Source organism: Oceaniglobus trochenteri, from assembly GCF_020529025.1.
GTDB lineage: Bacteria > Pseudomonadota > Alphaproteobacteria > Rhodobacterales > Rhodobacteraceae > Oceaniglobus > Oceaniglobus trochenteri.
This window is the reverse complement of the sequence record NZ_JACNMM010000010.1, coordinates 119,021-143,255: the sequence shown is the minus strand read 5'-3', so window position 1 is coordinate 143,255 and position 24,235 is coordinate 119,021. Positions and strand designations below refer to the sequence as shown.

At 63.2% G+C, this 24,235-nt stretch carries 22 protein-coding genes and 2 tRNA genes; 17 read left to right on the top strand and 7 right to left on the bottom strand.

Going from position 1 to position 24,235, the window contains the following annotated elements:
- Positions 1 to 201: 201 nt before the first annotated feature.
- The gene (gene lon, locus H7828_RS17465) at positions 202 to 2,613 is read left to right on the top strand and encodes an endopeptidase La (protein WP_226782346.1); all 2,412 of its coding nucleotides are present in this window, start codon (positions 202 to 204) and stop codon (positions 2,611 to 2,613) included.
- A 70-nt stretch (positions 2,614 to 2,683) separates the two neighbouring features.
- Here lon and H7828_RS17460 read toward each other — a convergent pair whose 3' ends face one another.
- Positions 2,684 to 3,118, bottom strand: a complete 435-nt coding sequence (locus tag H7828_RS17460; RefSeq protein WP_226782345.1) for a tail fiber domain-containing protein — start codon at positions 3,116 to 3,118, stop codon at positions 2,684 to 2,686.
- Between the two features lie 164 nt (positions 3,119 to 3,282).
- Here H7828_RS17460 and H7828_RS17455 point away from each other — a divergent pair.
- The 3 genes from H7828_RS17455 (at position 3,283) to H7828_RS17445 (ending at position 6,605) form a co-directional block, all read left to right on the top strand.
- Positions 3,283 to 3,357: transfer RNA gene (locus tag H7828_RS17455), tRNA-Val, on the top strand.
- A gap of 292 nt (positions 3,358 to 3,649) precedes the next feature.
- Entirely contained in the window at positions 3,650 to 6,310 is a 2,661-nt protein-coding gene (alaS, locus tag H7828_RS17450; RefSeq protein ID WP_226782344.1) for an alanine--tRNA ligase, read from the top strand.
- Positions 6,311 to 6,314: 4 nt separating this feature from the next.
- Entirely contained in the window at positions 6,315 to 6,605 is a 291-nt protein-coding gene (locus H7828_RS17445; protein WP_226782343.1) for a DUF1330 domain-containing protein, read from the top strand.
- 178 nt (positions 6,606 to 6,783) lie between these two features.
- Here the strand turns inward: H7828_RS17445 and typA are convergent, their stop codons facing one another.
- The 5 genes from typA to H7828_RS17420 form a co-directional block, all read right to left on the bottom strand.
- Positions 6,784 to 8,604: a translational GTPase TypA gene (gene typA / locus H7828_RS17440; protein WP_226782342.1), complete on the bottom strand. Its 1,821-nt coding sequence runs from the start codon at positions 8,602 to 8,604 to the stop codon at positions 6,784 to 6,786.
- A gap of 135 nt (positions 8,605 to 8,739) precedes the next feature.
- Positions 8,740 to 9,693, bottom strand: coding sequence for a hypothetical protein (locus H7828_RS17435; protein ID WP_226782341.1), 954 nt, complete (start codon positions 9,691 to 9,693; stop codon positions 8,740 to 8,742).
- Between the two features lie 176 nt (positions 9,694 to 9,869).
- The gene (locus tag H7828_RS17430) at positions 9,870 to 10,778 is read right to left on the bottom strand and encodes a mechanosensitive ion channel family protein (protein ID WP_226782340.1); all 909 of its coding nucleotides are present in this window, start codon (positions 10,776 to 10,778) and stop codon (positions 9,870 to 9,872) included.
- A gap of 32 nt (positions 10,779 to 10,810) precedes the next feature.
- Positions 10,811 to 11,146, bottom strand: coding sequence for a DMT family transporter (locus H7828_RS17425; protein WP_226782339.1), 336 nt, complete (start codon positions 11,144 to 11,146; stop codon positions 10,811 to 10,813).
- Between the two features lie 257 nt (positions 11,147 to 11,403).
- A complete protein-coding gene (locus H7828_RS17420) occupies positions 11,404 to 12,612 on the bottom strand; it encodes an NADP-dependent isocitrate dehydrogenase (protein WP_226782338.1) in 1,209 nt (402 codons plus the stop codon).
- A gap of 202 nt (positions 12,613 to 12,814) precedes the next feature.
- Between H7828_RS17420 and H7828_RS17415 the strand changes: the two genes are divergently transcribed.
- Positions 12,815 to 13,408: an NAD(P)H-dependent oxidoreductase gene (locus H7828_RS17415; RefSeq protein ID WP_226782337.1), complete on the top strand. Its 594-nt coding sequence runs from the start codon at positions 12,815 to 12,817 to the stop codon at positions 13,406 to 13,408.
- Positions 13,409 to 13,444: 36 nt separating this feature from the next.
- Here H7828_RS17415 and H7828_RS17410 read toward each other — a convergent pair whose 3' ends face one another.
- Entirely contained in the window at positions 13,445 to 14,098 is a 654-nt protein-coding gene (locus H7828_RS17410; RefSeq protein WP_226782336.1) for an alpha/beta hydrolase, read from the bottom strand.
- Positions 14,099 to 14,263: 165 nt separating this feature from the next.
- Here H7828_RS17410 and iscR point away from each other — a divergent pair, with 165 nt between their 5' ends.
- The 12 genes from iscR (at position 14,264) to H7828_RS17350 (ending at position 23,679) form a co-directional block, all read left to right on the top strand.
- Complete coding sequence (gene iscR, locus H7828_RS17405) at positions 14,264 to 14,725, top strand: Fe-S cluster assembly transcriptional regulator IscR (RefSeq protein WP_226782335.1); 462 nt, start codon at positions 14,264 to 14,266, stop codon at positions 14,723 to 14,725.
- 97 nt (positions 14,726 to 14,822) lie between these two features.
- On the top strand, positions 14,823 to 15,869 hold the full coding sequence (locus H7828_RS17400; RefSeq protein WP_226782334.1) for a cysteine desulfurase family protein: 1,047 nt from the start codon (positions 14,823 to 14,825) through the stop codon (positions 15,867 to 15,869).
- 23 nt (positions 15,870 to 15,892) lie between these two features.
- Positions 15,893 to 17,410, top strand: coding sequence for a Fe-S cluster assembly protein SufB (gene sufB / locus H7828_RS17395; protein WP_226782333.1), 1,518 nt, complete (start codon positions 15,893 to 15,895; stop codon positions 17,408 to 17,410).
- A 1-nt stretch (position 17,411) separates the two neighbouring features.
- Entirely contained in the window at positions 17,412 to 17,696 is a 285-nt protein-coding gene (locus tag H7828_RS17390) for a hypothetical protein (protein ID WP_226782332.1), read from the top strand.
- Positions 17,683 to 17,898, top strand: a complete 216-nt coding sequence (locus H7828_RS17385) for a hypothetical protein (RefSeq protein WP_226782331.1) — start codon at positions 17,683 to 17,685, stop codon at positions 17,896 to 17,898. Before H7828_RS17390 ends, H7828_RS17385 begins: the two co-directional genes overlap by 14 nt.
- 55 nt (positions 17,899 to 17,953) lie before the next feature.
- Positions 17,954 to 18,844 (top strand): FkbM family methyltransferase, encoded by an 891-nt coding sequence (locus H7828_RS17380; RefSeq protein ID WP_226782368.1) that lies wholly within the window; start codon positions 17,954 to 17,956, stop codon positions 18,842 to 18,844.
- 18 nt (positions 18,845 to 18,862) lie between these two features.
- The gene (sufC, locus tag H7828_RS17375; RefSeq protein ID WP_226782330.1) at positions 18,863 to 19,618 is read left to right on the top strand and encodes a Fe-S cluster assembly ATPase SufC; all 756 of its coding nucleotides are present in this window, start codon (positions 18,863 to 18,865) and stop codon (positions 19,616 to 19,618) included.
- Positions 19,618 to 20,904, top strand: coding sequence for a Fe-S cluster assembly protein SufD (gene sufD / locus H7828_RS17370; RefSeq protein ID WP_226782329.1), 1,287 nt, complete (start codon positions 19,618 to 19,620; stop codon positions 20,902 to 20,904). The genes sufC and sufD overlap by 1 nt, the downstream gene beginning before the upstream one ends.
- A gap of 4 nt (positions 20,905 to 20,908) precedes the next feature.
- Positions 20,909 to 21,403 carry a YIP1 family protein gene (locus H7828_RS17365; RefSeq protein ID WP_226782328.1) on the top strand — a complete coding sequence of 165 codons (495 nt, stop codon included), beginning with the start codon at positions 20,909 to 20,911 and terminating at the stop codon, positions 21,401 to 21,403.
- Positions 21,400 to 21,990, top strand: coding sequence for a Yip1 family protein (locus H7828_RS17360; RefSeq protein ID WP_226782327.1), 591 nt, complete (start codon positions 21,400 to 21,402; stop codon positions 21,988 to 21,990). The genes H7828_RS17365 and H7828_RS17360 overlap by 4 nt, the downstream gene beginning before the upstream one ends.
- Positions 21,991 to 21,996: 6 nt before the next feature.
- Complete coding sequence (locus H7828_RS17355) at positions 21,997 to 23,217, top strand: cysteine desulfurase (protein WP_226782326.1); 1,221 nt, start codon at positions 21,997 to 21,999, stop codon at positions 23,215 to 23,217.
- A 385-nt stretch (positions 23,218 to 23,602) separates the two neighbouring features.
- Positions 23,603 to 23,679, top strand: a tRNA-Arg gene (locus tag H7828_RS17350).
- The last annotated feature ends 556 nt before the right edge of the window (positions 23,680 to 24,235 follow it).

Genomic DNA, 24,235 nt, shown 5'->3' with positions numbered 1-24,235 from the left:
CGGATGGGAACCTGCCATGGGGGATAACCCCCAAGATCATCTTGCCCCCGGTTGGCCGGACAGGCACAATATCCAGCGAGCGTGATAACAGGCCGTGGTTGACGACGGGGGGCAGGCACCCCACTTGAAGTGCCATGACCGGAGAGGGTTCGCGTTGCCGCACAGCGGGACAGATGCCCTCTTGCCAACAAAGGAAAAAACATGACCGAGCAACTCAGCCAGTCCTATCCCGTGTTGCCCCTGCGCGACATCGTGGTTTTCCCGCACATGATCGTGCCGCTGTTTGTCGGGCGCGACAAATCCGTGCGCGCCCTGGAAGAGGTGATGGCTGATGACAAGCAGATCCTGCTGTCGTCCCAGATCGACCCCAGCATCGACGACCCCACCACCGAAAGCATCTATGAATACGGTGTGCTGGCCAATGTGCTGCAACTGCTGAAACTGCCCGACGGCACCGTCAAGGTTCTGGTCGAGGGCCGGTCGCGCGTGCGCATCACCGATTACGTGGAAAACGACCGCTTCTTCGAGGCAAACGCCGAGATCCTGGAAGAGGTGATGGGCGACGAAGAAACCGTCGCCGCCCTTGTCCGCTCGGTCAGCGAAGAATTCGAACGCTACGCCAAGGTCAAGAAGAACATCCCCGAAGAGGCCCTTTCCGCCGTCTCGGACACGCGCGAACCCGAAAAGCTGGCCGATCTGGTCGCAGGCCACCTGGGCGTGGAAGTGAACCAGAAGCAGGAGCTTCTGGAAACGCTGTCGGTTGCCGACCGGCTTGAGAAGATATTCGGCCTGATGCAGGGCGAGATGTCGGTCCTTCAGGTCGAGCGCAAGATCAAGACCCGTGTCAAAAGCCAGATGGAGCGTACCCAGCGCGAATATTACCTGAATGAGCAGATGAAGGCCATTCAGAAGGAACTGGGCGACGGCGAGGAAGGCCAGAACGAGGTGGCCGAGCTGGAGAAGCGGATTTCCGAGACGAAACTGTCGAAGGAAGCCCGCGAAAAGGCCGAGGCCGAGGTCAAGAAGCTCAAGAACATGTCGCCCATGTCGGCCGAGGCCACGGTGGTGCGCAACTATCTTGACTGGATGCTGGCCATTCCGTGGGGCGTGCGCAGCCGCGTGAAGAAGGATCTGACCCGCGCCCAGAAGGTGCTGGATGACGATCACTATTCGCTGGAAAAGGTGAAAGAGCGGATCGTCGAATATCTGGCGGTGCAGCAGCGTTCGAAGAAGCTGAAAGGCCCGATCATGTGCCTTGTCGGCCCTCCGGGCGTGGGCAAGACCAGCCTTGGCAAATCGGTCGCCAAGGCCACGGGGCGCGAATTCATCCGCATCTCGCTGGGCGGTGTGCGTGACGAATCCGAAATCCGCGGCCACCGGCGTACCTATATCGGCTCGATGCCGGGCAAGATCATTCAGGCGCTGAAGAAGGCGAAAACCACCAATCCGCTGATCCTGCTGGATGAGATCGACAAGATGGGCCAGGATTTCCGGGGCGATCCGGCCAGCGCCATGCTTGAGGTGCTGGACCCGGAACAGAACGCCACCTTCGTCGACCACTATCTTGAGGTGGAGTATGATCTGTCCGACGTGATGTTCCTGACCACGGCGAACTCCTACAACATGCCCGGCCCGCTTCTGGACCGGATGGAGATCATCCCGCTGTCGGGCTATACCGAGGACGAGAAATCCGAGATCGCCAAGCGCCACCTGATCGCCAAGCAGGTCAAGAACCACGGCCTGAAGAAGGGCGAGTTCGAGATCACCGACGAAGCGCTGCTGGAGATGATCCGCACCTACACCCGTGAGGCGGGCGTGCGGAACCTTGAACGCGAAATCGCCAAGCTGGCCCGTAAGGCGGTGACGCGGATCGTGCGAAAGGCCGAAACCAAGGTGGTGATCACGCCCGACAACCTTGACGACTATCTTGGCGTCAAGAAATACCGCTATGGCCTGGCCGAACAGGAAGACCAGGTGGGCGTTGTCACCGGCCTGGCCTGGACAAGCGTCGGGGGTGAACTGCTCAGCATCGAGGCATTGCGCCTGCCGGGCAAGGGCCGGATGAAGACCACCGGCAAGCTGGGCGACGTGATGAAGGAAAGCATCGACGCGGCGTCCTCCTATGTCCGCTCGATCGCGCCGCAGATCGGGGTGAAACCGCCGAAGTTCGACACGTTGGACATCCACGTCCACGTGCCCGATGGCGCCACCCCGAAGGACGGGCCCTCGGCCGGTCTGGCCATGGTCACCAGCATCGTCTCGGTGCTGAGCCAGATCCCGGTGCGCAAGGACATCGCCATGACGGGCGAGGTTTCGTTGCGCGGCAACGCCATGCCCATCGGCGGGCTGAAAGAGAAACTGCTGGCCGCATTGCGGGGCGGGATCAAGACGGTTCTGATTCCGCAGGAGAACGCCAAGGACCTGGCCGAGATCCCCGACAACGTGAAAGAGGGGTTGAAGATCATCCCGGTCACCCACGTGTCCGAGGTTCTGGAACACGCCCTGGTGCGTAAACCCGAACCCGTCGAATGGGACGAGGCCGCCGAAGAGGCCGCAGCCGCCAAGGCCGCGCTTGACGCAAAGAACCAGGGCGCGGGAGCAACCGCGCACTGATTTCGACAGCACAGCAACGAAGGGGCGCGCCAGACCGGCGCGCCCCTTTTTTTGCACCCGGTCAGCCGGTTCAGTCGATCTGGCGCAGCTTCAGCCCCAGAAGGTCATAGTTCACCGCCATGATCCCGTTTTCCAGCGACACCAGGGCGTCTGGCCGCAGGCGCGCGACATCCTGGGCCATCACGCCTTCATAGACTGTGGGTTGCCCGGCATAGCGGAACCGGTAGAGCGGCAGATCGCCCGCGGCGGTGCCGACGCGCTTGATATCGGTCTTCAGGCGGGCATCGCTGATCGCGATTCCACCGCCACCCCCCGGTCCCGAGACGGCGGCGACCAGCACAGCAATCAGCAGCAGCGGCACGACCCAGTCATGCGGCGCCGCGGTGGTTTCGCTGACGATCACCTCGGGCGGCATGACTGGCGCGGCCACACCGCCCGCCTGCACCGTCGTTCCCAGGACCGCCATGATGGCCGCCAGGGCACAGCCCTTTCCCATTGCTTTCATGATTTCCCCCATTTTCAGCAGCAGTGCATCCATCAGGAGCGGGCAAATCCGAACCTGTCAATAATGCAGGATGGCTTGCCGCCAGGATAAGTCGCCCCGCACGCGGATTTCTGCGCCAAAACCCCTTGCACGCCCCGATGATGGCCGCTAAAAACCGCGCCAATGGGTGATTAGCTCAGTGGTAGAGCGCTTCGTTCACATCGAAGATGTCAGGAGTTCAAATCTCTTATCACCCACCATCCCTTCTGCCTTGAAGTGATCTACCTGCGGTGAACCCCCGCGTTTTTCTGCGGGATGCCGTGATTGCCATATGACAGGTTCGGCATCCATATCCGGGCGCGGGTTCCGACAGGGACAGGGATTTGCCGTGCAATGGCCACGGAAAGGAACATGGATCGCCTGGCCGTATGGCATCGGCAGATGTGACGCCCAAAAGGGCAGGGCGCATTTGGCGGCAACCTGTGGACAGGACGGTTGCGGCCCGCTAGATCACAGAGGCTATTTACGCAACTCCAGGACAGACCGCCCCCCATGCCCAGCCTGAATGACATCCGCTCGACGTTTCTCGACTATTTCGGCCGCAATCAGCACCAGATCGTCGCCAGTTCGCCGCTTGTGCCGCGCAACGATCCGACGTTGATGTTCACGGCTGCCGGCATGGTGCAGTTCAAGAACCTCTTCACCGGCGTCGAACACCGCGATTATACCCGCGCCACCACGGCGCAGAAATGCGTGCGCGCGGGCGGCAAGCACAATGACCTCGACAATGTGGGCTACACCGCCCGCCACCATACCTTCTTCGAAATGCTGGGAAATTTCAGCTTCGGCGACTATTTCAAGGAAGACGCGATTCCCTTTGCCTGGGATTTGCTGACCAAGGATTTCGGCATCGACGCCAGCCGCCTTCTGGTCACCGTCTATCACACCGACGACGAGGCGGTGGAGATCTGGAAGAAGCACGCCGGCCTGTCGGACGATCGCATCATCCGCATTGCCAGCGACGACAACTTCTGGTCGGCGGGCCCGACCGGCCCCTGCGGCCCCTGCACCGAGATCTTCTATGACCACGGCGATCACATCCCCGGTGGCCCGCCGGGCAGCCCGGACGAGGACGGCGACCGCTTCATCGAGATTTGGAACCTCGTGTTCATGCAGTATGAACAGATGGAGGACGGCACCCGCCGCGATCTGCCCAACAAGAGCATCGACACCGGCATGGGGCTCGAGCGGATCGGCGCCCTGCTTCAGGGCAAGCACGACAACTACGACACCGACCTGTTCCGCGCCCTGATCGAGGCCAGTGCAAACGCCACCAACACCGACCCGGACGGGCCGGGCAACGTCCATCACCGGGTGATTGCCGACCACCTGCGCTCGACCTCGTTCCTCATGGCCGATGGCGTTCTGCCCAGCAACGAAGGGCGCGGCTATGTCCTGCGCCGGATCATGCGCCGGGCCATGCGCCATGCCCATCTTCTGGGGGCGAAAGATCCGGTGATGCACCGCCTGGTGCCTGCCCTGGTGACGCAGATGGGCCAGCCCTACCCGGAGCTTGGCCGCGCGCAATCGATGATCCAGGAAACCCTGCTGAGCGAGGAGACGCGGTTCCGCCAGACGCTGGAGCGTGGTTTGCGGCTTCTGGATGACGAACTTGGAAACCTGCCCGAAGACGCCAGCCTGCCGGGCGCGGCGGCCTTCAAGCTTTACGATACCTTCGGCTTCCCGCTTGACCTGACCCAGGACGCCCTGCGCGAAAAGGGCCGGGGCGTGGATGTGGCAGGCTTCGACGCCGCCATGGCTGAACAGAAGGCCAAGGCCCGCGCCGCCTGGTCCGGCTCGGGTGAAACCGCCGATGCCTCGATCTGGTTCGATCTGGCCGAAAAGCACGGCGTGACCGAATTCCTCGGGTACGAGACCGAGCAGGCCGAGGGGCAGATCCTTGCGCTGGTGCAGGACCAGTGCGTTGTCGACTCCGCCGCGGCCGGGCAGACGGTGCAGATCATCGTCAACCAGACCCCGTTCTACGCCGAATCCGGCGGCCAGGTGGGCGACACCGGCACGCTGAAGACGGCCGATGGCACGGCGCGCATCACCGATACCCGCAAATCGGCCGATGTCTTCATCCACATCGCCGAGGTGACCGAGGGCACACTGCGAAAGGGCGCCGGTGCAACGCTGACGGTCGATCATGACCGCAGGGCACTGATCCGGGCCAACCACTCGGCCACGCACCTTCTGAACGAGGCCCTGCGCGAGGTGCTGGGCGATCACGTGGCACAGCGCGGATCGCTGAACGCGCCCGACCGGCTGCGCTTCGATTTCAGCCATACCAAGGGGCTGACGCTTGAGGAACTGGCCCAGGTCGAAACCCGGGTCAACGCCTTCATCCGCCAGAACGATGCCGTCTCGACCCGGATCATGACACCGGACGATGCCCGCGCCCTTGGGGCCCAGGCGCTGTTCGGCGAAAAATACGGCGACGAAGTGCGTGTCGTCTCCATGGGGCGGGCGGATACCGGCAAGGGCACAAGCGGCGACACCTGGTCGGTGGAACTCTGCGGCGGAACCCACGTCAGCCGCACCGGCGATATCGGCCTGTTCGTGACCCTCGGCGACAGCGCCTCCTCGGCCGGGGTGCGCCGGATCGAGGCGCTGACCGGCGCCGCGGCGCTCGAATACCTGATGGCCCAGGATCGCCGGCTGGCCGAAACCGCCCTGGCGCTGAAATCCTCGCCCGGCGATGTGCCCGACCGGTTGCGCGCCCTCCTGGACGAACGCAAGTCCCTCCAGAACGAAGTCGCCCAACTGCGCCGCGATCTCGCCATGGCGGGGGGCGCGGGGCAGGCCGAACAGCCGGGTGCCGAAACCATCAACGGCATTCCCTTCCTCGCCCAAAGCCTGAGTGGCGTAACCGGCAAGGACCTGCCCGGCCTGATCGACGCCCACAAGGCGCGGCTTGGCTCGGGGGCGGTGTTGCTGATCGCCGATGCCGGCGGCAAGGTCGCCGTCGCGGCCGGTGTCACCGATGACCTCACCGACAGAATCTCGGCGGTCGACCTGGTACGCGTGGCCGTGGCCCCCATGGGGGGCAAGGGCGGCGGTGGACGGCCCGACATGGCCCAAGGCGGCGCCCGCGATGCCGCCGGGGCCGCGGATGCCATCGAAGCCGCCAAGACCCTCCTGAAAGGATAAAGCGATGAGCGCCCTCTGGATCGCCCATGTCACCGTCACCGACGAAGCCGCCTATGGAGAATACGCCAAACGCGCGACCCATGTGATCGCCGCCCACGGCGGAACCTTCCTGGCGCGCGGCGGGGCCTACGAAACCCTCGAAGGCCCCGACCGGCCGCGCAACGTGGTGGCCCGCTTCCCTTCGCTGCAGGCGGCGCATGACTGCTATCATTCCGATGGCTACCAGGAAGCGCTGGAATTCGCCCGGGGTGCCGCCACACGCGAACTCTACATCATCGAGGAAGGCGCCCCCTGAGAGCGCGGAAAATGAGTATTTGGGCAAGAAAGAGACAAATTGGTTTCTTTCTTGCTGCAAATACTCCCGCCGGAGGCTCCGACGCCGCAGCCCGCGCCTTCAGACGGAAACGGCGCGGGCCATAACGACCCGCGCCGACATGAAACTTGAAATGGCCCCGCAAGGGGCCGCCTTCAGGTCAGCCCGCCGACTTGGCGTTGCGCTTGCGTTCGTGGGGGTCGAGGAACCGCTTGCGCAGGCGGATGGCGTTGGGGGTGACTTCCACCAGTTCGTCATCGTCGATGTAGGCAATCGCCTGTTCCAGCGTCAGGGTGACGGGGGTGGTCAGGCGCACGGCCTCGTCGGTGCCCGATGCCCGCACGTTGGTCAGCTGCTTGCCCTTCAGCGGATTGATCTCAAGGTCGTTCTCGCGGTTGTGCTCGCCCAGGATCATGCCGGTATAGACGGGGACCTGGGCGCCAATGAAGAACTTGCCGCGGTCTTCCAGCTTCCACAGGGCATAGGCGACGGATACGCCCGATTCCATCGAGATCAGGACGCCCGCGCGCCGGCCCGGGATCGCGCCCTTGTGGGGCGCCCATTCGTGGAACACGCGGTTCAGAACGCCGGTGCCGCGGGTGTCGGTCAGGAATTCGCCGTGATACCCGATCAGCCCGCGTGACGGCACATGGGCAACGATACGGGTCTTGCCCGCGCCGGCCGGTTTCATCTCGACCAGTTCGCCCTTGCGCGCACCCGTGATCTTCTCGATCACCGCGCCGGAATAATCGTCGTCCACGTCGATGGTGGCTTCCTCAATCGGTTCGTGCACCACGCCGTCGATTTCACGCAGCAGGACCTGCGGGCGCGAGATGGAAAGTTCAAATCCTTCGCGGCGCATGTTCTCGATCAGCACGCCCATCTGAAGTTCGCCGCGCCCGGCCACTTCGAAGGCTTCGCCGCCGGGGGTGTCGGTGACCTTGATGGCGACGTTGGATTCGGCCTCTTTCAGCAGGCGTTCACGGATCACCCGCGATTGCACCTTCTTGCCGTCCTTGCCCGCCAGGGGGCTGTCGTTGATGCCGAAGGTCACGGTGATGGTGGGCGGATCGATGGGCTTGGCCTGGATCGGTTCGTCCACGGCCAGCGCGCAGATGGTATCGGCCACGGTGGCCTTGGTCATGCCCGAAAGGGACACGATGTCGCCGGCCTGTGCCTCTTCGATGTCGACCGAGATCGGCCCGCGGAAGGCCGAAATCTTGGTGACGCGGAACTGTTCGATCTTCTGGCCGATGCGCGACAGGGCCTGCACCGTCGCCCCGACCTTGAGCGTGCCCGATTCCACCCGGCCCGTCAGGATACGGCCGACAAAGGGGTCCGAACCAAGGGTCGTGGCCAGCATGCGGAAGGGTTCGTCACGCTTCTTGATCTGCTTGGGGGGCGGTACGTGGCGCACCACCAGGTTGAACAGCGCGTCAAGATCCTTGCGCGGCCCGTCAAGTTCGGCGTCGCACCAACCGCTGCGCCCCGAGGCGTAAAGATGGGGGAAATCCAACTGGTCGTCGTCGGCCTCGAGGTTGGCGAAAAGATCGAAAACCTCGTTCAGGGCGCGGTCGGGCTCGGCGTCGGGCTTGTCGACCTTGTTCAGCACCACGATGGGGCGAAGACCCAAGGCAAGGGCCTTTGATGTCACGAATTTGGTCTGGGGCATCGGGCCTTCGGCCGCATCCACCAGCAGGACCACACCATCGACCATCGACAGGATACGCTCGACCTCGCCACCGAAATCGGCGTGACCGGGGGTGTCAACGATGTTGATGCGGGTGCCTTTCCATTCCAGCGATGTTGCCTTGGCCAGAATCGTGATGCCGCGTTCACGTTCCAGGTCATTGCTGTCCATCATCCGTTCCGCCACGGCCTGATTGGCGCGGAAGGATCCGGATTGTTTCAACAACTCGTCAACCAGCGTGGTTTTGCCGTGGTCAACGTGGGCGATGATCGCGATATTGCGAAGGTCCATATGTCTTACCTTTTGCGGAGTTGGGCGGGCCATATCGCGCAAGCGCAGAAAACACCAGACCGAAAGCGTAAAAGGCAAGGCGCGCCCCCATGGGGGACGCGCCGTCATTTCTTCGATCTGGCAGGCCCGGTTGGGTCAGATGCTCTGGAAACCCCGGAACAGCCGGCCTTCGTCCCGGTGGCGACCACCGATGGAAGACGCCCAGATCGCGGCCACTGCGGCGATCAGGAAACCCGCTGCCACGACGAACCCGGTCAGGATCGAGGCGGTGCGCGCGGCTTCGGCGGCATCGCGGGCGGTCTGCTCGGCCTCGGCCAGGGCGGCCGCGGCTTCGTCGCGCTGGGCGACGACCTGGTTCACCGCTTCGTCGATACGCTCTTCGGCCTGGGCCTGGGTGAGGTTCGAGTTCGCGGCGATGGTTTCGGCCAGATAGGCGCGATCACCCTCGTCGATTTCGCCGGTGCGGGCCACATCGCCCAGCACCGCCATGGCGCCGTCGGGCAGGGTGGGATCGCCGTCAATCTGCACCTCGGTGCCGCGCAGCAGACGCTGGTTGACGATCTGGAGGGGGTTCACGTCAACCCCTTCGATCGATCCGCCTGCCGCACCCGCCGCACTGCCTGCACCCTGTGCGATGCCGCCAGCCGCGGTTGCGGTGACCTGTGCGGTGTTGCCAACGGCCGTGGCAGTGGCACCCAGCACGCCAGCCGCCATCCAGGCGCTGAGCAGCAGGCCAAGGCCCCAGACGACGGCGCCATGCATGCTGTCGCGCGCCGCCACTTCGTCGGCATTGGCGTCATCGACCCGGCGGCGCATGCGCCCGGCCACATAGCCCCCGGCACCATAGGCGGCGATCGTGGTGATCAGCAGCCATGCGCCAACGATGATCAGGGCAAAACCGCCCGAACCTTCGTTTTCGTAGGGCGAGATTGCGGTAAGCCCCAGCGCCCCGCCGAAACCGGCGAAAAGAACGCCGATGGCCGTGGCCACGACCGCACCGCCGATGATGGCGGGCCAGTCGAAATAGCTGCCGTTGCGTTCGACAAGGGGTGCGGCGCGATCGGTCATTGCTTGTGTACGATCAGCCATATCAGCCCAGCCCCAGCAGGGACAGGATCGCCAGTACGATGACGACAAGTCCGACAAGATAGATGATACCACCCATGGGTTGGTCTCCTTTGTGATTATTGCTTCGGCGTGTTTTCGCCGTCTCTGGCAAACCAATCGCGGGAACGTGAATTTGTTCCGCGATTTGGTAAACTAGTTCACGCCTCTTCGGTCTGGTCCGTGTCGATCTGACGGATGGGGAGCGGTTCCTTGAAGGTCATGGTGCGATAGGGGAAGGGAATCTCGATTCCCGCATCGTCCAGCGCCCGCTTGACCGCGGCGACCACCTGATCGCGCGACTGGCGGATGTCGATGGGGCGCGACCCGGTCCACCATGTGACCTCGAAATTGATCGAACTGTCGGCGAACTCCTGCGCGAAGATCTGCACGTCGCGTACGTCGTCACGCACCAGATCGACGGCGCGCACGGCATCCTCGATGATCTTGCGGGCGGCATCCACGTCCTCGTCATAGGCGATGCCGCAGATGATGGTGGTGCGTCGCACGTCGCGGGCGGTGCGGATGGTGACCGGGTTCTTGAAGAACATGGCGTTGGGCGCGACGACAAGCTGCCCGTCGGTCTGGCGCACATGGGTGTCGCGGATGGTGATCTTCTCGACCTGGCCTTCGATGCCTTCGCATTCGATGAAATCCTCGACCGAAAAGGGTTCGCGGATCAGCAGAAGGATGCCCGCCAGAAAATTCTCGAACACGTCCTTGAAGGCGAAACCGATGGCCACGCCGCCAATCCCCAGCGCGGTCAGCGCGCGCCCGGGGGTGATGGTGGGAAAGGCGATGGTCACCGCGATCAGCCCGGCAAAAAGCCAAAGCCCGACGGTCAGCAGCATGAGCAGCACATCCACCAGCGACCGGCGCACGCCGGTGCGCCGCATGGCCGAGGGCACGATCCACTGGATCAGCCGAATGACCCCCCAGGCAACCAGAAGGAACACGACCGACAGCACGATCTGCGGCAGCGCCTCCCAGAAACCAGAGGCATAACCTTGCAATTGTTCACGAAGCGGGGCGGGAAATTTCGACCAGAGGCCGCCAAAAATGTCATTCATGCTGCGCCAACGCGCAACGGCCCCTTCGGTTCCTAGTGGGTCGCGCTGTTGGAAAACAGGTGGATCACCAGGATGCCCAGAATGATCAGCGCCATGCCCAGAACGGCCGGAAGATCCAGCCGCTGCCCGAAGACGAAGAACCCGATCCCGGCGATGAACACGATCCCCAGCCCCGACCAGATGGCATAGACGATGCCCACCGGCATGGTTTTCAGCGCCAGCGCCATCAGCCAGAACGACAGGCCATAACCGATCACGACAATGACCGAGGGCCAGAAGCGCGTGAACTGCGCGCTGGCCTGGAGGGCGGTGGTGCCGATGGTTTCGGTCAGGATGGCAAAGAATAGGTAGAGGTAATGGGCGGGCATGGCGCAGGACAACTTTCGAGGTTGGCGCAGCCATACCCGACCCGCCGGGCGGGGAAAACCCCGATCAGTCCCCCAGCCGCTCAAGCGCAAGGGTCAGCCCGCCTCGGTTGTCGGTGAAGGTATCGTGGATGAACCGCGTTACCGGGCCGGGATTGGTCAGCACGAAGGGACGCGGGCGCCGAGGCGAAAATGCACCGATAGGTCATTCGCAGCCTCGGATGGAAAAAGGGCCGGTCGAAAACGACCGGCCCCGGTAATCACATCGCCTTGTTCAGGTTTTCGTCGATCTTCTCGAGGAAACCTTCGGTGGTCAGCCACTTCTGATCGGGGCCGACCAGAAGCGCCAGATCCTTGGTCATGAAGCCGCTTTCCACGGTGTCCACGGTGACCTTTTCCAGCGTTTCCGCAAAGTCGATCAGTTTCTGGTTGCCGTCCAGCTTGCCGCGATGCTTCAGGCCGCCCGTCCAGGCATAGATCGACGCGATCGAGTTGGTCGAGGTCGCCTCGCCCTTCTGGTGCTGGCGATAGTGACGGGTGACGGTGCCGTGGGCGGCCTCGGCCTCGACGGTCTGGCCATCGGGCGTCATCAGGATGGAGGTCATCAGGCCAAGCGAACCGAAGCCCTGCGCGACGGTATCCGACTGCACGTCGCCGTCATAGTTCTTGCAGGCCCAGACATAGCCGCCCGACCACTTCATCGCGCTTGCCACCATGTCGTCGATCAGGCGGTGTTCATAGGTGATGCCCGCCTTCTTGAACTGGTCGGCGAATTCCTCGTCAAACACCTTCTGGAACAGGATCATGAACTGGCCGTCATAGTTCTTGAGGATCGTGTTCTTGGTCGACAGGTAGACCGGCCAACCCATCTTGAGGCCATAGTTGAACGAGGCGCGGGCGAAATCCTTGATCGATTCATCAAGGTTGTACATGGCCATGTAGACGCCGGACGAGGGGGCCTTGAACACTTCCTCTTCCATCACGGTGCCGTCTTCGCCGACGAATTTCATCGACAGGGTGCCGGGCCCGGGGAATTTCATGTCTGTGGCGCGGTACTGGTCGCCATAGGCGTGGCGGCCGATGACAATGGGCTTGGTCCAGCCGGGCACGAGGCGCGGCACGTTGGAACAGATGATCGGCGCGCGGAACACCACACCGCCCAGGATGTTGCGGATCGTGCCATTGGGGCTGCGCCACATCTTCTTCAGGCCGAATTCCTCGACCCGGCCTTCGTCGGGGGTGATGGTGGCGCATTTCACGCCCACGCCGTATTTCTTGATCGCCTCGGCGGCGTCCACGGTGATCTGGTCGTCGGTATCGTCCCGCGCCTGGATTCCCAGGTCGTAATACTTCAGGTCGATGTCAAGGTAGGGCAGGATCAGCTTTTTCTTGATGAAATCCCAGATGATCCGGGTCATTTCATCGCCGTCCAGTTCGACGACGGGATTCTCGACTTTGATCTTGCTCATGGGTGTCCCCTTGGTTCGGATTCGGTTGGCGGTGGTTTAGCGCAACAACCCGACTGTGGGAAGGGGGTCTGTATGCCAAGGTATACAGACCTGTGCGCAACCGCGCCCATGCTGTGCGCGCCCGAAGATCGACATCGCCAGCGACAGGATTATGTCTTTGCGAGACACGCCCAAAATCGCAGATCCAAAGGAGCTATACGACATGGCCAGACCCAAGATTGCCGTCATATTCTACACCACCTATGGCACCAACCACGCCATGGCGCTTGAGGCCGTTCGCGCCGCCGAAGAGGCTGGCGCCGAGGTGCGCCTGCGCCGCGCCGCCGAAACCGCGCCCAAGGACGTGGTGCAGGGACAGGAAGCCTGGGCCAGCCAGCTTGAGAAGATGCAGGACATCCCCGAGGTCAGCCACGACGACATGACCTGGGCCGATGGCTATTACTTCTCGACCCCGACGCGCTATGGCGGGGCCGCGTCGCAGCTTCGCGCCTTCATCGACACACTGGGCCCGCTTTGGCAGAAGGGCCTTCTGGTCAACAAGACCTTCACCGCGATGATGAGTGCGCAGACCCTGCACGGCGGTCACGAAATGACGCTGATGTCGCTTTACACCACGGCGATGCACTGGGGCGCGATCCTGGTGCCGCCGGGCTATGCCGACCCCATCAAGTTCGAGGACGGCGGCAACCCCTACGGCTATTCCAAGCCGGCGGGCGAGCTGGATGAGACGGGCAAGAAATCGATCGCCTTCCAGGCGCGCCGCCTGGTGGAAACCACGGCAAAGCTGATCGCCTGAAAACGGCGCGCCGGGCAAGACCCGGCGCGCACCCCCTTAACGGGTGGATTCGGTGAGGCGGCGTTTGACGTAGGTTTCGACATCGCCGATCATCTGTTCCATGTGCGGATCTTCGAAGAAATGGCCGGCGCCTTCGATCTCGCGGTGGGTGATGGTGATGCCCTTCTGTTCGTGCAGCTTGTCCACCAGCGAAACCGTGTCACGCGGCGGCGCCACCCGGTCGGCCGAGCCGTTGATGACAAGCCCCGAGGCCGGGCAGGGCGCAAGGAAGCTGAAGTCATACATGTTGGCGGGCGGCGAAACCGAGATGAAGCCGGTGATCTCGGGGCGGCGCATCAGAAGCTGCATCCCGATCCAGGCGCCGAAGCTGAAGCCGGCGACCCAGCAATGCTTGGCGTTCTGGTTCATGGACTGGAGATAATCCAGCGCCGAGGCGGCATCGGAAAGTTCACCGATCCCCTGATCGTATTCACCCTGGCTGCGCCCGACGCCGCGGAAGTTGAACCGCAGGACGGTGAACCCCATGGCGTGAAACGCATAGTGCAGGTTGTAGACCACCCGGTTGTTCATCGTGCCGCCGAACTGGGGGTGCGGGTGCAGGATGATGGCGATGGGCGCGTCGGATTTCTTCTGCGGATGATAACGACCCTCAAGCCGTCCTTCCGGTCCGGGAAAAATAACCTCGGGCATATGTCTCCCTGACGAGTTGGGTGTGAGCGACGGCAAACTTGACGCAAACGCTCGGACACCTTAGAACAATTCTAATCTGCGGTCACGCCGCAACATCAAGGGTGAGGTAATTGTCCTTCCCTGCCGCGTCAACTGCCCTTGGGCATGTGAGAAAGGGTCGCAGCCGTGAAACTGAGCACGAAGGGGCGTTATGCCATGGTGGCGCTGGCCGATCTGGCGCTTGCCGCACCTGATCAGCTTGTCTCGCTGGGTGAGCTGAGTCGCAGGCAGGATATCTCGCTTCCCTATCTCGAACAGCTCTTCGTCAAGCTGCGCCGGGCCGAGCTGGTGGAATCGGTGCGCGGGCCGGGGGGCGGCTATCGGCTGGCGCGGCCCGCTTCGGAGATCCGGGTGGCCGACATCCTGGTGGCGGTGGATGAGACGGTGAGCGCCATGCACACCGGCGCGGGCGCCCAGGGGGGCGTTTCGGGCAGCCGGGCGCAATCCATGACCAACCGCCTGTGGGAAGGGCTGAGCGCCCATGTCTATGTCTTTTTGCACCAGACGCGGCTGTCGGATGTGGTGGGCAACGGGCTGACCCCCTGTCCGGCGGTGCCGACGCTGTTCACCGTGGTGGATGAGACATGAGGGGTATCGTATCCGTCAGGCCGGGAAGGGGGGCTGTCTGCCCCCCGCGCTGCGCGCGCCCCCGAGGATATTTGCAGACCAAAGATGGGGGGCGGCCATGAGGCAGCGGACCTATCTGGATTGGAACGCAACGACTCCGCTGCGCCCCGAGGCGCGGGCGGCGATGATCGCGGCCATGGATGTGGCGGGCAACCCGTCGTCGGTTCATGGCGAGGGGCGGGCGGCCAAGGCCCTGGTGGAGCGTGCCCGCGCCCAGGTGGCCGCTGCTTGCGGGGCCGAAGGGGCGGATGTGGTCTTTGTATCCTCGGCCACAGAGGGTTGCGCCATGATGCTGTCGGGGCGGGGCCTGTCCTGTGCCCCGGTCGAGCACGAGGCGGTCACGGCCTGGTGCGATCCGTCGCTTTCGGTCGATACCTCGGGTGCGGTGCGGGCGGGTGATCCGGCGCGGGCGGCGGTGCAACTGGCCAATTCGGAAACCGGCGTGGTGCAAGATCTGCCCGCGGGCCTGGCCTTTTGCGATGCCACACAGGGGTTCGGCAAGCTGCCCTTCGCCTTCGAGTGGACGGGCGCCGAGGCCGCCGTGATCTCGGCCCACAAGTTCGGCGGGCCCAAGGGCATTGCCGCCGTGCTGCTGCGCCGGGGCGTGGAGGTGCCGGCGATGATCCGGGGTGGCGGGCAGGAAATGGGCCGCCGCTCGGGCACCGAGAACATCATCGGCATTGCCGGAATGGGTGCTGCGGCCGAGGCGGCGGCACGCGATCTGGCCGACGGTGTATGGGACGGGGTTGCCGAACTTAGAAATATTCTAGAAACAGCACTGGCGTCCGGCGAAAAAGATACTATTTTTGTCGGGAATGCGGGCGCTCGCCTGCCCAACACCAGTTGCATCGTCAGCCCCGGCTGGAAGGGGGAAACCCAGGTGATGCAGATGGATCTGGCCGGTTTCGCCGTTTCCGCGGGCAGCGCCTGTTCCAGTGGCAAGGTGCGGGCCAGCAAGGTTTTGCAGGCCATGGGCCATGACGACACCGCCGCCGCCAGCGCGATCCGCGTATCGCTGGGGCCGCAGACGACGCGGGAAGAGATTGAGCGTTTTGCCGAAACCTGGCTGACGCAGGAACGTAAATACCGGACGAAGGCGGCCTGAGGGCGGTCTGAAAGGGGATCGAGATGAGTGCACTTGACGTTGACGTGAAAGAGGGCGTGGACCGCGAAACGGTGGATGCCGTCAAATCCCTGTCGGGCAAATACAAGCACGGCTGGTCGACCGACATCGAAATGGACTATGCGCCCCGCGGATTGTCCGAGGAGATCGTGCGGCTGATTTCCGCCAAGAACGACGAACCCGAATGGATGCTGGAATGGCGCCTGGCCGCCTATCGCCGCTGGGAGCAGATGGAAGAGCCCGAGTGGGCCATGGTCGATTATCCCAAGGTGGATTACCAGGACCAGTTCTATTACGCCCGCCCCAAGAGCATGGAGACCAAGCCCAAGTCGCTGGACGAGGTGGACCCCAAGCTTCTGGAAACCTACAAGAAACTTGGCATTCCGCTGAAAGAGCAGCTGATCCTGGCGGGTGTCGAGGGCGCCGAGGAGGCGGACGAGAACCGCAAGGTGGCCGTGGATGCCGTGTTCGATTCGGTTTCGGTTGGCACGACCTTTCAGGCCGAGCTGAAGAAGGCCGGCGTGATCTTCTGTTCGATCAGCGAGGCGATCCGCGAACACCCCGAGTTGGTGAAGAAGTACCTCGGCTCGGTCGTTCCGGCCTCGGACAACTTCTTTGCCACGCTGAATTCGGCAGTGTTTTCGGATGGGTCGTTCGTCTATGTGCCGCCCGGCGTGCGCTGCCCGATGGAGCTGAGCACCTATTTCCGCATCAACGCCGAGAACACCGGGCAGTTTGAACGCACCCTGATCATTGCCGACAAGGAGGCCTACGTCAGCTATCTGGAGGGCTGCACCGCCCCCATGCGCGACACCGTGCAACTACACGCTGCCGTAGTGGAACTGGTGCTGCTGGACGATGCCGAGATCAAGTATTCGACGGTGCAGAACTGGTATCCGGGTGACGAGAACGGCAAGGGCGGGATCTACAACTTCGTCACCAAGCGCGCCGATTGCCGGGGGGACCGGTCAAAGGTGATGTGGACCCAGGTTGAAACCGGGTCTGCGGTAACTTGGAAGTATCCTTCGTGCATCCTGCGCGGTGACGATACCCAGGGCGAATTCTATTCCATCGCCATCGCCAACAACTATCAGCAGGCCGATACCGGCACAAAGATGGTGCACCTGGGCAAGCGCACGAAATCGCGAATCGTGTCCAAGGGTATTTCGGCGGGCCGGGCGCAGAACACCTATCGCGGGCTTGTGTCGATGCACCCCAAGGCCAAGGACAGCCGCAACTATACCCAGTGCGACAGCCTTTTGATCGGGGACAAGTGCGGCGCCCATACCGTGCCCTACATCGAGGTGCGCAACAATTCCTCGCGCGTGGAACACGAGGCGACGACATCCAAGGTGGATGACGATCAGCTGTTCTATTGCCGTTCGCGCGGCATGGACGAGGAAGAGGCGGTGGCACTGGTGGTAAACGGCTTCTGCAAGGAGGTTCTTCAGGCCCTGCCGATGGAATTTGCCATGGAAGCGCAACAGCTTGTGGCGATCTCACTGGAAGGGTCGGTCGGCTGACATGCGGTTCGGGCTTCGCGGAAAATGGAGCTGGCGGGCCGTCTTTCCCGCCAGCATGCTGACGCAGATGGCGGTGGGCGCGCTTTTGCCCATGGCCTTTGCCGCTCCGCTGTATATCGGGCTGGCGCTTTGGCCCAAGGCCCACAGCGGGCTGGAGACAACGGCGGTTCTTCTGCTTTGTGCGGTGGTCTTCGCGATGCTGAAGGCGCTGTACCTGTTTTTCGCGTTCCGGCTGACGGGCCAGGACATCCAGACCACGGAAAGGCATCGGCATGAGCGGACTTGACCGCATCAAGGAGCCCAAGGGCAAGGGCTGGCTCTATTGGCTGGTGGTGGCTGTGGTCACCTTCATGCTGATGCTGGTGAGTTCCGGCTGGTGGCTGAACGGCGCGCTGTGGCAGATCGTTGTCGCCGGCTTTGTCAGCGGGCTGTGTGGAACGCTGGCGGGGCGGTGGGTTCTGTCGGGCCTTGCGCGGCGCCGGGGCTAGACTTGATGCAACGGGTTTTGGACAATCCGCCTTGGTCGCGGAGGGCAGGGTGATCATGGGACGGTATTTCGATCAAGACCGGGCGCGCGCGCTGATCGACCTGCTGGCGCCCGCACGGCGCACGCGTATTGTCGAGGTCGGCGCCAACCCGATCAACGAGAACCCCTATGGCAACCTTCTGGCCATGGGCGCCTGCGATGTTTGGGGGTTCGAGCCCGAGGAACGCGCCTTTGCCCGCCTGAAACCCGGGCCCCATGAAACCTATCTGCCCGTTGCGGTGGGCGATGGCACGCGTGGCACATTCCATGTCTGCCGGTCGATCTCGCTGTCGTCGCTGCTGCGCCCCGATGCCCGGACCACCGCGTTTTTCCAGCGGCTGAACGGGCCCACGACGGTTGAGCGTGAAGTTCCGGTCGATACCGTGCGGCTGGACGATCTGGACGAGATTCCTCCCTTCGATCTGTTGAAGATCGACGTGCAGGGGGGCGAATTGCAGGTCTACGACGGTGCGCGCGCGCGGCTTTCCACGGTGGCGGCCGTGATAACCGAGGTGGCCTTCGTGCCGCTTTACGAGGATCAGCCGCTGCTGGATTCGCAGATGGCGCGGCTGCGCGAAAGCGGGCTGGACCTGCACAAGTTCCTGTTCCTCAAAAGCTTCTCGTTGCGTGGGGGGCTGAACACGGGCCTGAACAAGCAGGGCCACGCCAACCAGCTTCTGGATGGCGACGCGGTGTTCCTGCGGTCGCTGCGCCGGCCCGAGGCGATCGGCGATGAAACGCTGAAACACATGGCCATCCTGGCCGACACGGTTTTTGAAAGTTTCGACATTGCCCTGCGCTGTGTCGAACATCTGGTTGAACGCGAACAGGCCGATGGGGCGGCGGCGGCACGATATGCCGCGATGCTGCCCGATCAGGCAAAATCACCGGCGCCTGCGGGCGTCTGAAAGGACAAGGAAAAGATCATGCTCGAAATCAGCAACCTGCACGTCAAGCTGGAAGAAGAGGACAAGCAGATCCTCAAGGGTGTCGACCTGAAGATCGGCGCGGGTGAGGTTCATGCCATCATGGGGCCGAACGGGTCGGGCAAATCGACGCTGTCCTACGTCCTGTCGGGGCGTGATGGCTATGAGGTGACCGAGGGATCGGCCGAATTGCAGGGCGCCGACGTTCTGGACATGGAGCCGGAAGAGCGCGCCGCCGCCGGCCTGTTCCTGGCCTTCCAGTATCCGGTTGAGATTCCTGGCGTGGGCAACATGACCTTCCTGCGCACCGCCGTGAACGCCCAACGCAAGGCGCGCGGCGAAGAGGAGATGAGCTCGACCGAGTTCCTGAAGGTGATCCGCGCCCGGGCGAAAGACCTGAAGATCGACGCCGAGATGCTGAAACGCCCCGTCAACGTGGGTTTTTCGGGCGGCGAGAAGAAGCGCAACGAGATCCTGCAGATGGCGATGCTGGAACCCAAGATGTGCATCCTCGACGAAACCGATTCAGGTCTTGACGTGGACGCGATGAAACTGGTGGCCGACGGGGTGAACGCCCTGCGCAGCGAGGGGCGGTCGTTCCTTGTGATCACCCACTACCAGCGTCTTCTGGACCATATCAAACCCGACGTGGTGCACATCATGGCCGATGGCCGCATCGTGAAGACGGGCGGCCCCGAGCTGGCGCTTGAGGTCGAGAACAACGGCTATGCCGACATCATGGCGGAGGTAGGCTGATGGCACTGCCGCAACAGAAAACCGATCTGACCGAGGCGCGGATTGCCGCGCTGGCCCTGCCCGAGGTGGCAGGGTGGTCGGAGCCCGCGCGCAAGGATGCGCTGGCGCGCCTGCGCGCCACGGGCCTGCCGCATCGCCGGGATGAATACTGGCGCTATACCCGCCCCGAGAGCCTGACCTCGCCCGAGGCCGAGAAGGCCGCGATCTTCGATGCCGAAGAGGCGCCGCTGTTCGACGGACAGGCGCAGCTAAAGATTGTCTTCGTGGATGGTGTTTTCGACGCCGAAGCCTCGGACGACCTGGAGCTTGCAGGCATCGAGATCGAGCGTCTGGAAACCGCCGCGCAAAGCGATATCCACTGGGCGCGCGGGCTGTACGGCAGCCTGGAAACCGCAGGGCAGACCCCGGTTGCCCGCCCCCTGGCCACGCTGAACACCGCCTATGCCTCCGATGGCGTTCTGATCCGCGCCACCGGCAAGGCGGACCGGCCGGTTTCGCTGATCTATCAGCACCGCGACGAAACGGCGGATGCGATGCTGCACCACGTTGTGCGCATCGAGGAAGGCGCCGCGCTGACCCTGCTCGAGAACGGCCCCGGTGCCGCGCGCTTCAACACCGTGATGGAGGTTGAGGTTGCCGACAACGCCGCCTTCCACCACATTCGCATTCAGGGGCGCGACCATGAACGCCGCGCCGCCACCCATGCCTTTGCCCGGCTGGGCACCGAAAGCGTGTTCAAATCCTTCACGCTGACGGTGAACGGAGTGATGACGCGCAACGAATGCGTGATCGAGCTGACCGGCGACGACGCCCAGGCCCATGTGGCCGGCGCGGCGGTGGGCGATGGTGATTTCCACCACGACGACACCGTGTTCATCACCCACGACGCGCTGAACTGCGAAAGCCGCCAGGTGTTCAAGAAGGTGCTGCGCAACGGTGCGACGGGCGTGTTCCAGGGCAAGATCCTGGTCAAGGCCGACGCCCAGAAGACCGACGGCTACCAGATTTCCCAGGCGTTGCTGCTGGATGACGACAGCCAGTTCCTGGCCAAGCCCGAGCTTGAGATCTATGCCGACGACGTGGCCTGTTCGCACGGGTCCACTACCGGCGCGATCGACGAAACCGCGCTGTTCTATCTGCGCTCGCGCGGCGTTCCGCTGGCCGAGGCGCAGGATCTCATGGTTCTGTCCTTCCTGGCCGAGGCCCTGGAAGAGATCGACGACAAGGAGATCGCCGCCGATCTGACGACGCGCCTTGCCGCCTGGCTGGCCCGGCGCCGCAGCTAGGGCCATGGCGCTGACCACGGACATACTGGGCAGCTATCGCAACCCTGGTGCGGTGCTTTTGCGCCACATCGGGGGGGGCGTGCGCGAAGACCGCGCCCTTGTCACAGTCATGGTGGCCTGTGCGCTGATCTTCGTGGCCCAGTGGCCGCGGCTGTCACGCGAAGCCTTCATCACCGGTCAGGAGTTCGATGTCCTGTTCGGCGGGGCGCTTCTGGGCTGGGTCTTCATCATGCCACTGGCGCTTTATGCCATTGCGGCCCTCAGCCATATCGTGGCACGGATGCTGGGCGGGCAGGGAAGCTGGTTTGGCGCGCGCATGGCCCTGTTCTGGGCGCTGCTGGCGGCCTCGCCGCTGTGGCTGCTTTGGGGCCTTGTCGCCGGATTCATCGGCGAGGGTGCCGCGCTGGACCTGACGGGCCTTGTGGCGCTGCTGGCGTTTCTGGGGATCTGGGGCGTCGGGTTCTGGACGATCGAATGGCGAACGGAGCCGACAGGATGATGAACTTGACGACGCTTGTGCCCATGGCGGTGCAGACGGTGCAGAACCCCCGCGCGATTGCCGAAAGGCTGATGGCGCTGAACCTGGGGCGGGCCGTGCTGTGGCAGGCGCTGGCGCTGGTGGTGGTCATCTCGATCCTGCTGGCCGAGATCAGCAACCTGGCCCTTGGCACATGGACGGGGGGCGGCGCCCCCAGCCTGTTCATCAGCCCGCTGCGCATGGGGCTGATCCAGCTTTCGCTTCTGGTGATGATGGTCTTTGCCATCTTCTGGGTGGGACGGGCCTGTGGCGGAACGGGGCGGTTCCAGGATGGGCTGGTCCTTGTCGTCTGGCTTCAGTTCATCATGGCCTGCCTGCAGGTGATCCAGACGGTCGCGCTTCTGATCATGCCGATGCTGGCCTGGGTCGTCGGGGTGTTCGGCCTGATCCTGTTTCTGTGGCTGCTGACCCATTTCATCGCCATCCTGCACGGTTTCACCTCGCTTGCGAAAACCTTTCTGATGATCATCGGCACCAGCTTCGGCTTCGCCTTCGGTCTGTCCCTGATACTTGCCGTGATCGGTGTCTCCGTTCCCGGCATGGAGTGATCCGCCATGTACGACGTGAATGCTGTCCGCGCCGATTTTCCGATCCTGTCGCGACAGGTGAACGGCAAGCCCCTGGTATATCTCGACAATGGCGCCTCGGCGCAAAAGCCCAAGGTAGTGATCGACGCGGTGAGCGAGGCCTATTCGATGGAATATGCCAATGTCCATCGCGGGCTGCATTACCTGTCGAACCTGGCCACCGACAAGTACGAGGCCGTGCGCGGCACCATCGCGCGCTTCCTGAACTCCGGTTCGGAAGACGAGATCATCATGAACACCGGCACCACCGAGGGCATCAACATGGTGGCCTATGGCTGGGCCGCACCGCGTATGGAGGCGGGCGACGAGATCATCCTCTCGGTCATGGAACACCACGCCAATATCGTGCCCTGGCACTTCCTGCGCGAACGCCAGGGCGTGGTGCTGAAATGGGTGGATGTGGACGCCAACGGCGCGCTTGACCCGCAGGCCGTGCTGGATGCCATCACCCCGCGCACCCGGCTGATCGCGGTGACGCATATGTCGAACGTGTTGGGCACCCGCGTGGACGTGAAGGCGATCTGTGCAGGCGCGCGCCAAAAGGGCGTCCCGGTCCTTGTGGACGGTTCCCAGGCGGCGGTGCACGGGCCGGTCGATGTGCAGGATATCGGTTGCGATTTCTACCCGGTGACGGGGCACAAGCTCTATGGTCCCTCGGGATCGGGCGCGATCTTCGTGCGCCGCGAGCGGATGGCCGAGATGCGGCCCTTCCTGGGCGGTGGCGACATGATCCGCGAGGTGCGCCGCGACGGGATCGACTATAACGACGCGCCGATGAAGTTCGAGGCGGGCACACCGGGCATCGTGCAGCAGATCGGCCTGGGCGTCGCGCTGGATTACATGATGGGCCTCGGGATGGAGAACATCGCCGCCCACGAGGCCGACCTTCGGGACTACGCGGTGGGTCGGTTTGCCGGGCTGAACTGGATGCAGGTGCAGGGTACGACGCCGGACAAGGGCGCGATATTCTCCTTCACGCTGGACGGCCAGGCCCATGCCCACGACATTTCGACCGTTCTGGACAAGCGCGGCATCGCGGTGCGCGCCGGCCAGCATTGCGTCGGCCCCCTGATGGAGCACCTGGGCCTCAACGCCACCTGCCGCGCGTCCTTCGGGCTCTACAATACCCGCGCCGAGGTCGACGCCCTGATCGACGCGCTGGAACTCTGCCACGATCTTTTTGCCTGATCCGGCGGAGGCGCGCGATGCGCGCCACGATATTCTTTGGGCACGCCTTTTGCCCGTGGTATCGAGCCGGTTCGCAGCGATGCGCGAAGCTGCGCTGTCGTAGCCTCCGGCGGGAGTATTTTCGGCAAGAAAGAACAGGGGCGCAGATTGTGCAATTCGCCGTTGCGGGGGGCCGATCAGCCGGGTATAGAGCCCTCGTGGACCCATAGCTCAGCTGGATAGAGCGCTGCCCTCCGAAGGCTGATGTCAAGGGGATGCCGTGATGAAGAGGACTAAGAAAGATACGTGATACCAAGCTCTTGCCGAGCAGATCGTTTTTCGATTTAAAGGCTGGAGAAGTCGCGTAAGCACTGCGTAAGCAGTCAGGGCCTGACGGTTCTACTGCGCACCCATAGCTCAGCTGGATAGAGCGTCGCCCTCCGAAGGCGAAGGCCTCAGGTTCGAATCCTGATGGGTGCGCCATTAACCTCGAAATTCCAAGATGTTGGTCTGATTGTCGACTCTAACTTAAGGTCGTGTACCGCGACTGGATGGGGAGGCTTTCTGCTTCTCCTATTTCCTATCGGCTGGGGGCATCCGGAAGAGGGCCTCAAGGGTCGCTGTCGCGCTTTTAGGTTCCCGCTTAAGAGCGAGAGTGAGGTTGGGGTGTCAAGAGTGGTGGGTTGGTTTGGCGGGGGAAGGCGCCGCTGGAGTGCGTCGTGCTCACCTAGTTAGCCAAGGTGTTTCGTGTTGCCTGCGCACGTTTCTATGGCGGGATCATCGACACAGTGCCTGCGGCAGTGAACGAATGCGATTTTCCTTCAGAAACCTCTGGAAGGCGTTCGCGAAACTTAGACGAAAAGGCGGCGCGAGCTCTTAACGTTCGACGGTTTCGTGTGCTTTCGATTGGCGCTCTCTGCTATCATGTTTAGGGGGCGGTTTCCGGACGGAGGCGACTGCCGACACGTGACTGTTCGACCTGTTCTGACAAGGGAGTCTTTCGACATGCGTCGTCGAGGAGCAGGTGGGAGTTGGGGTC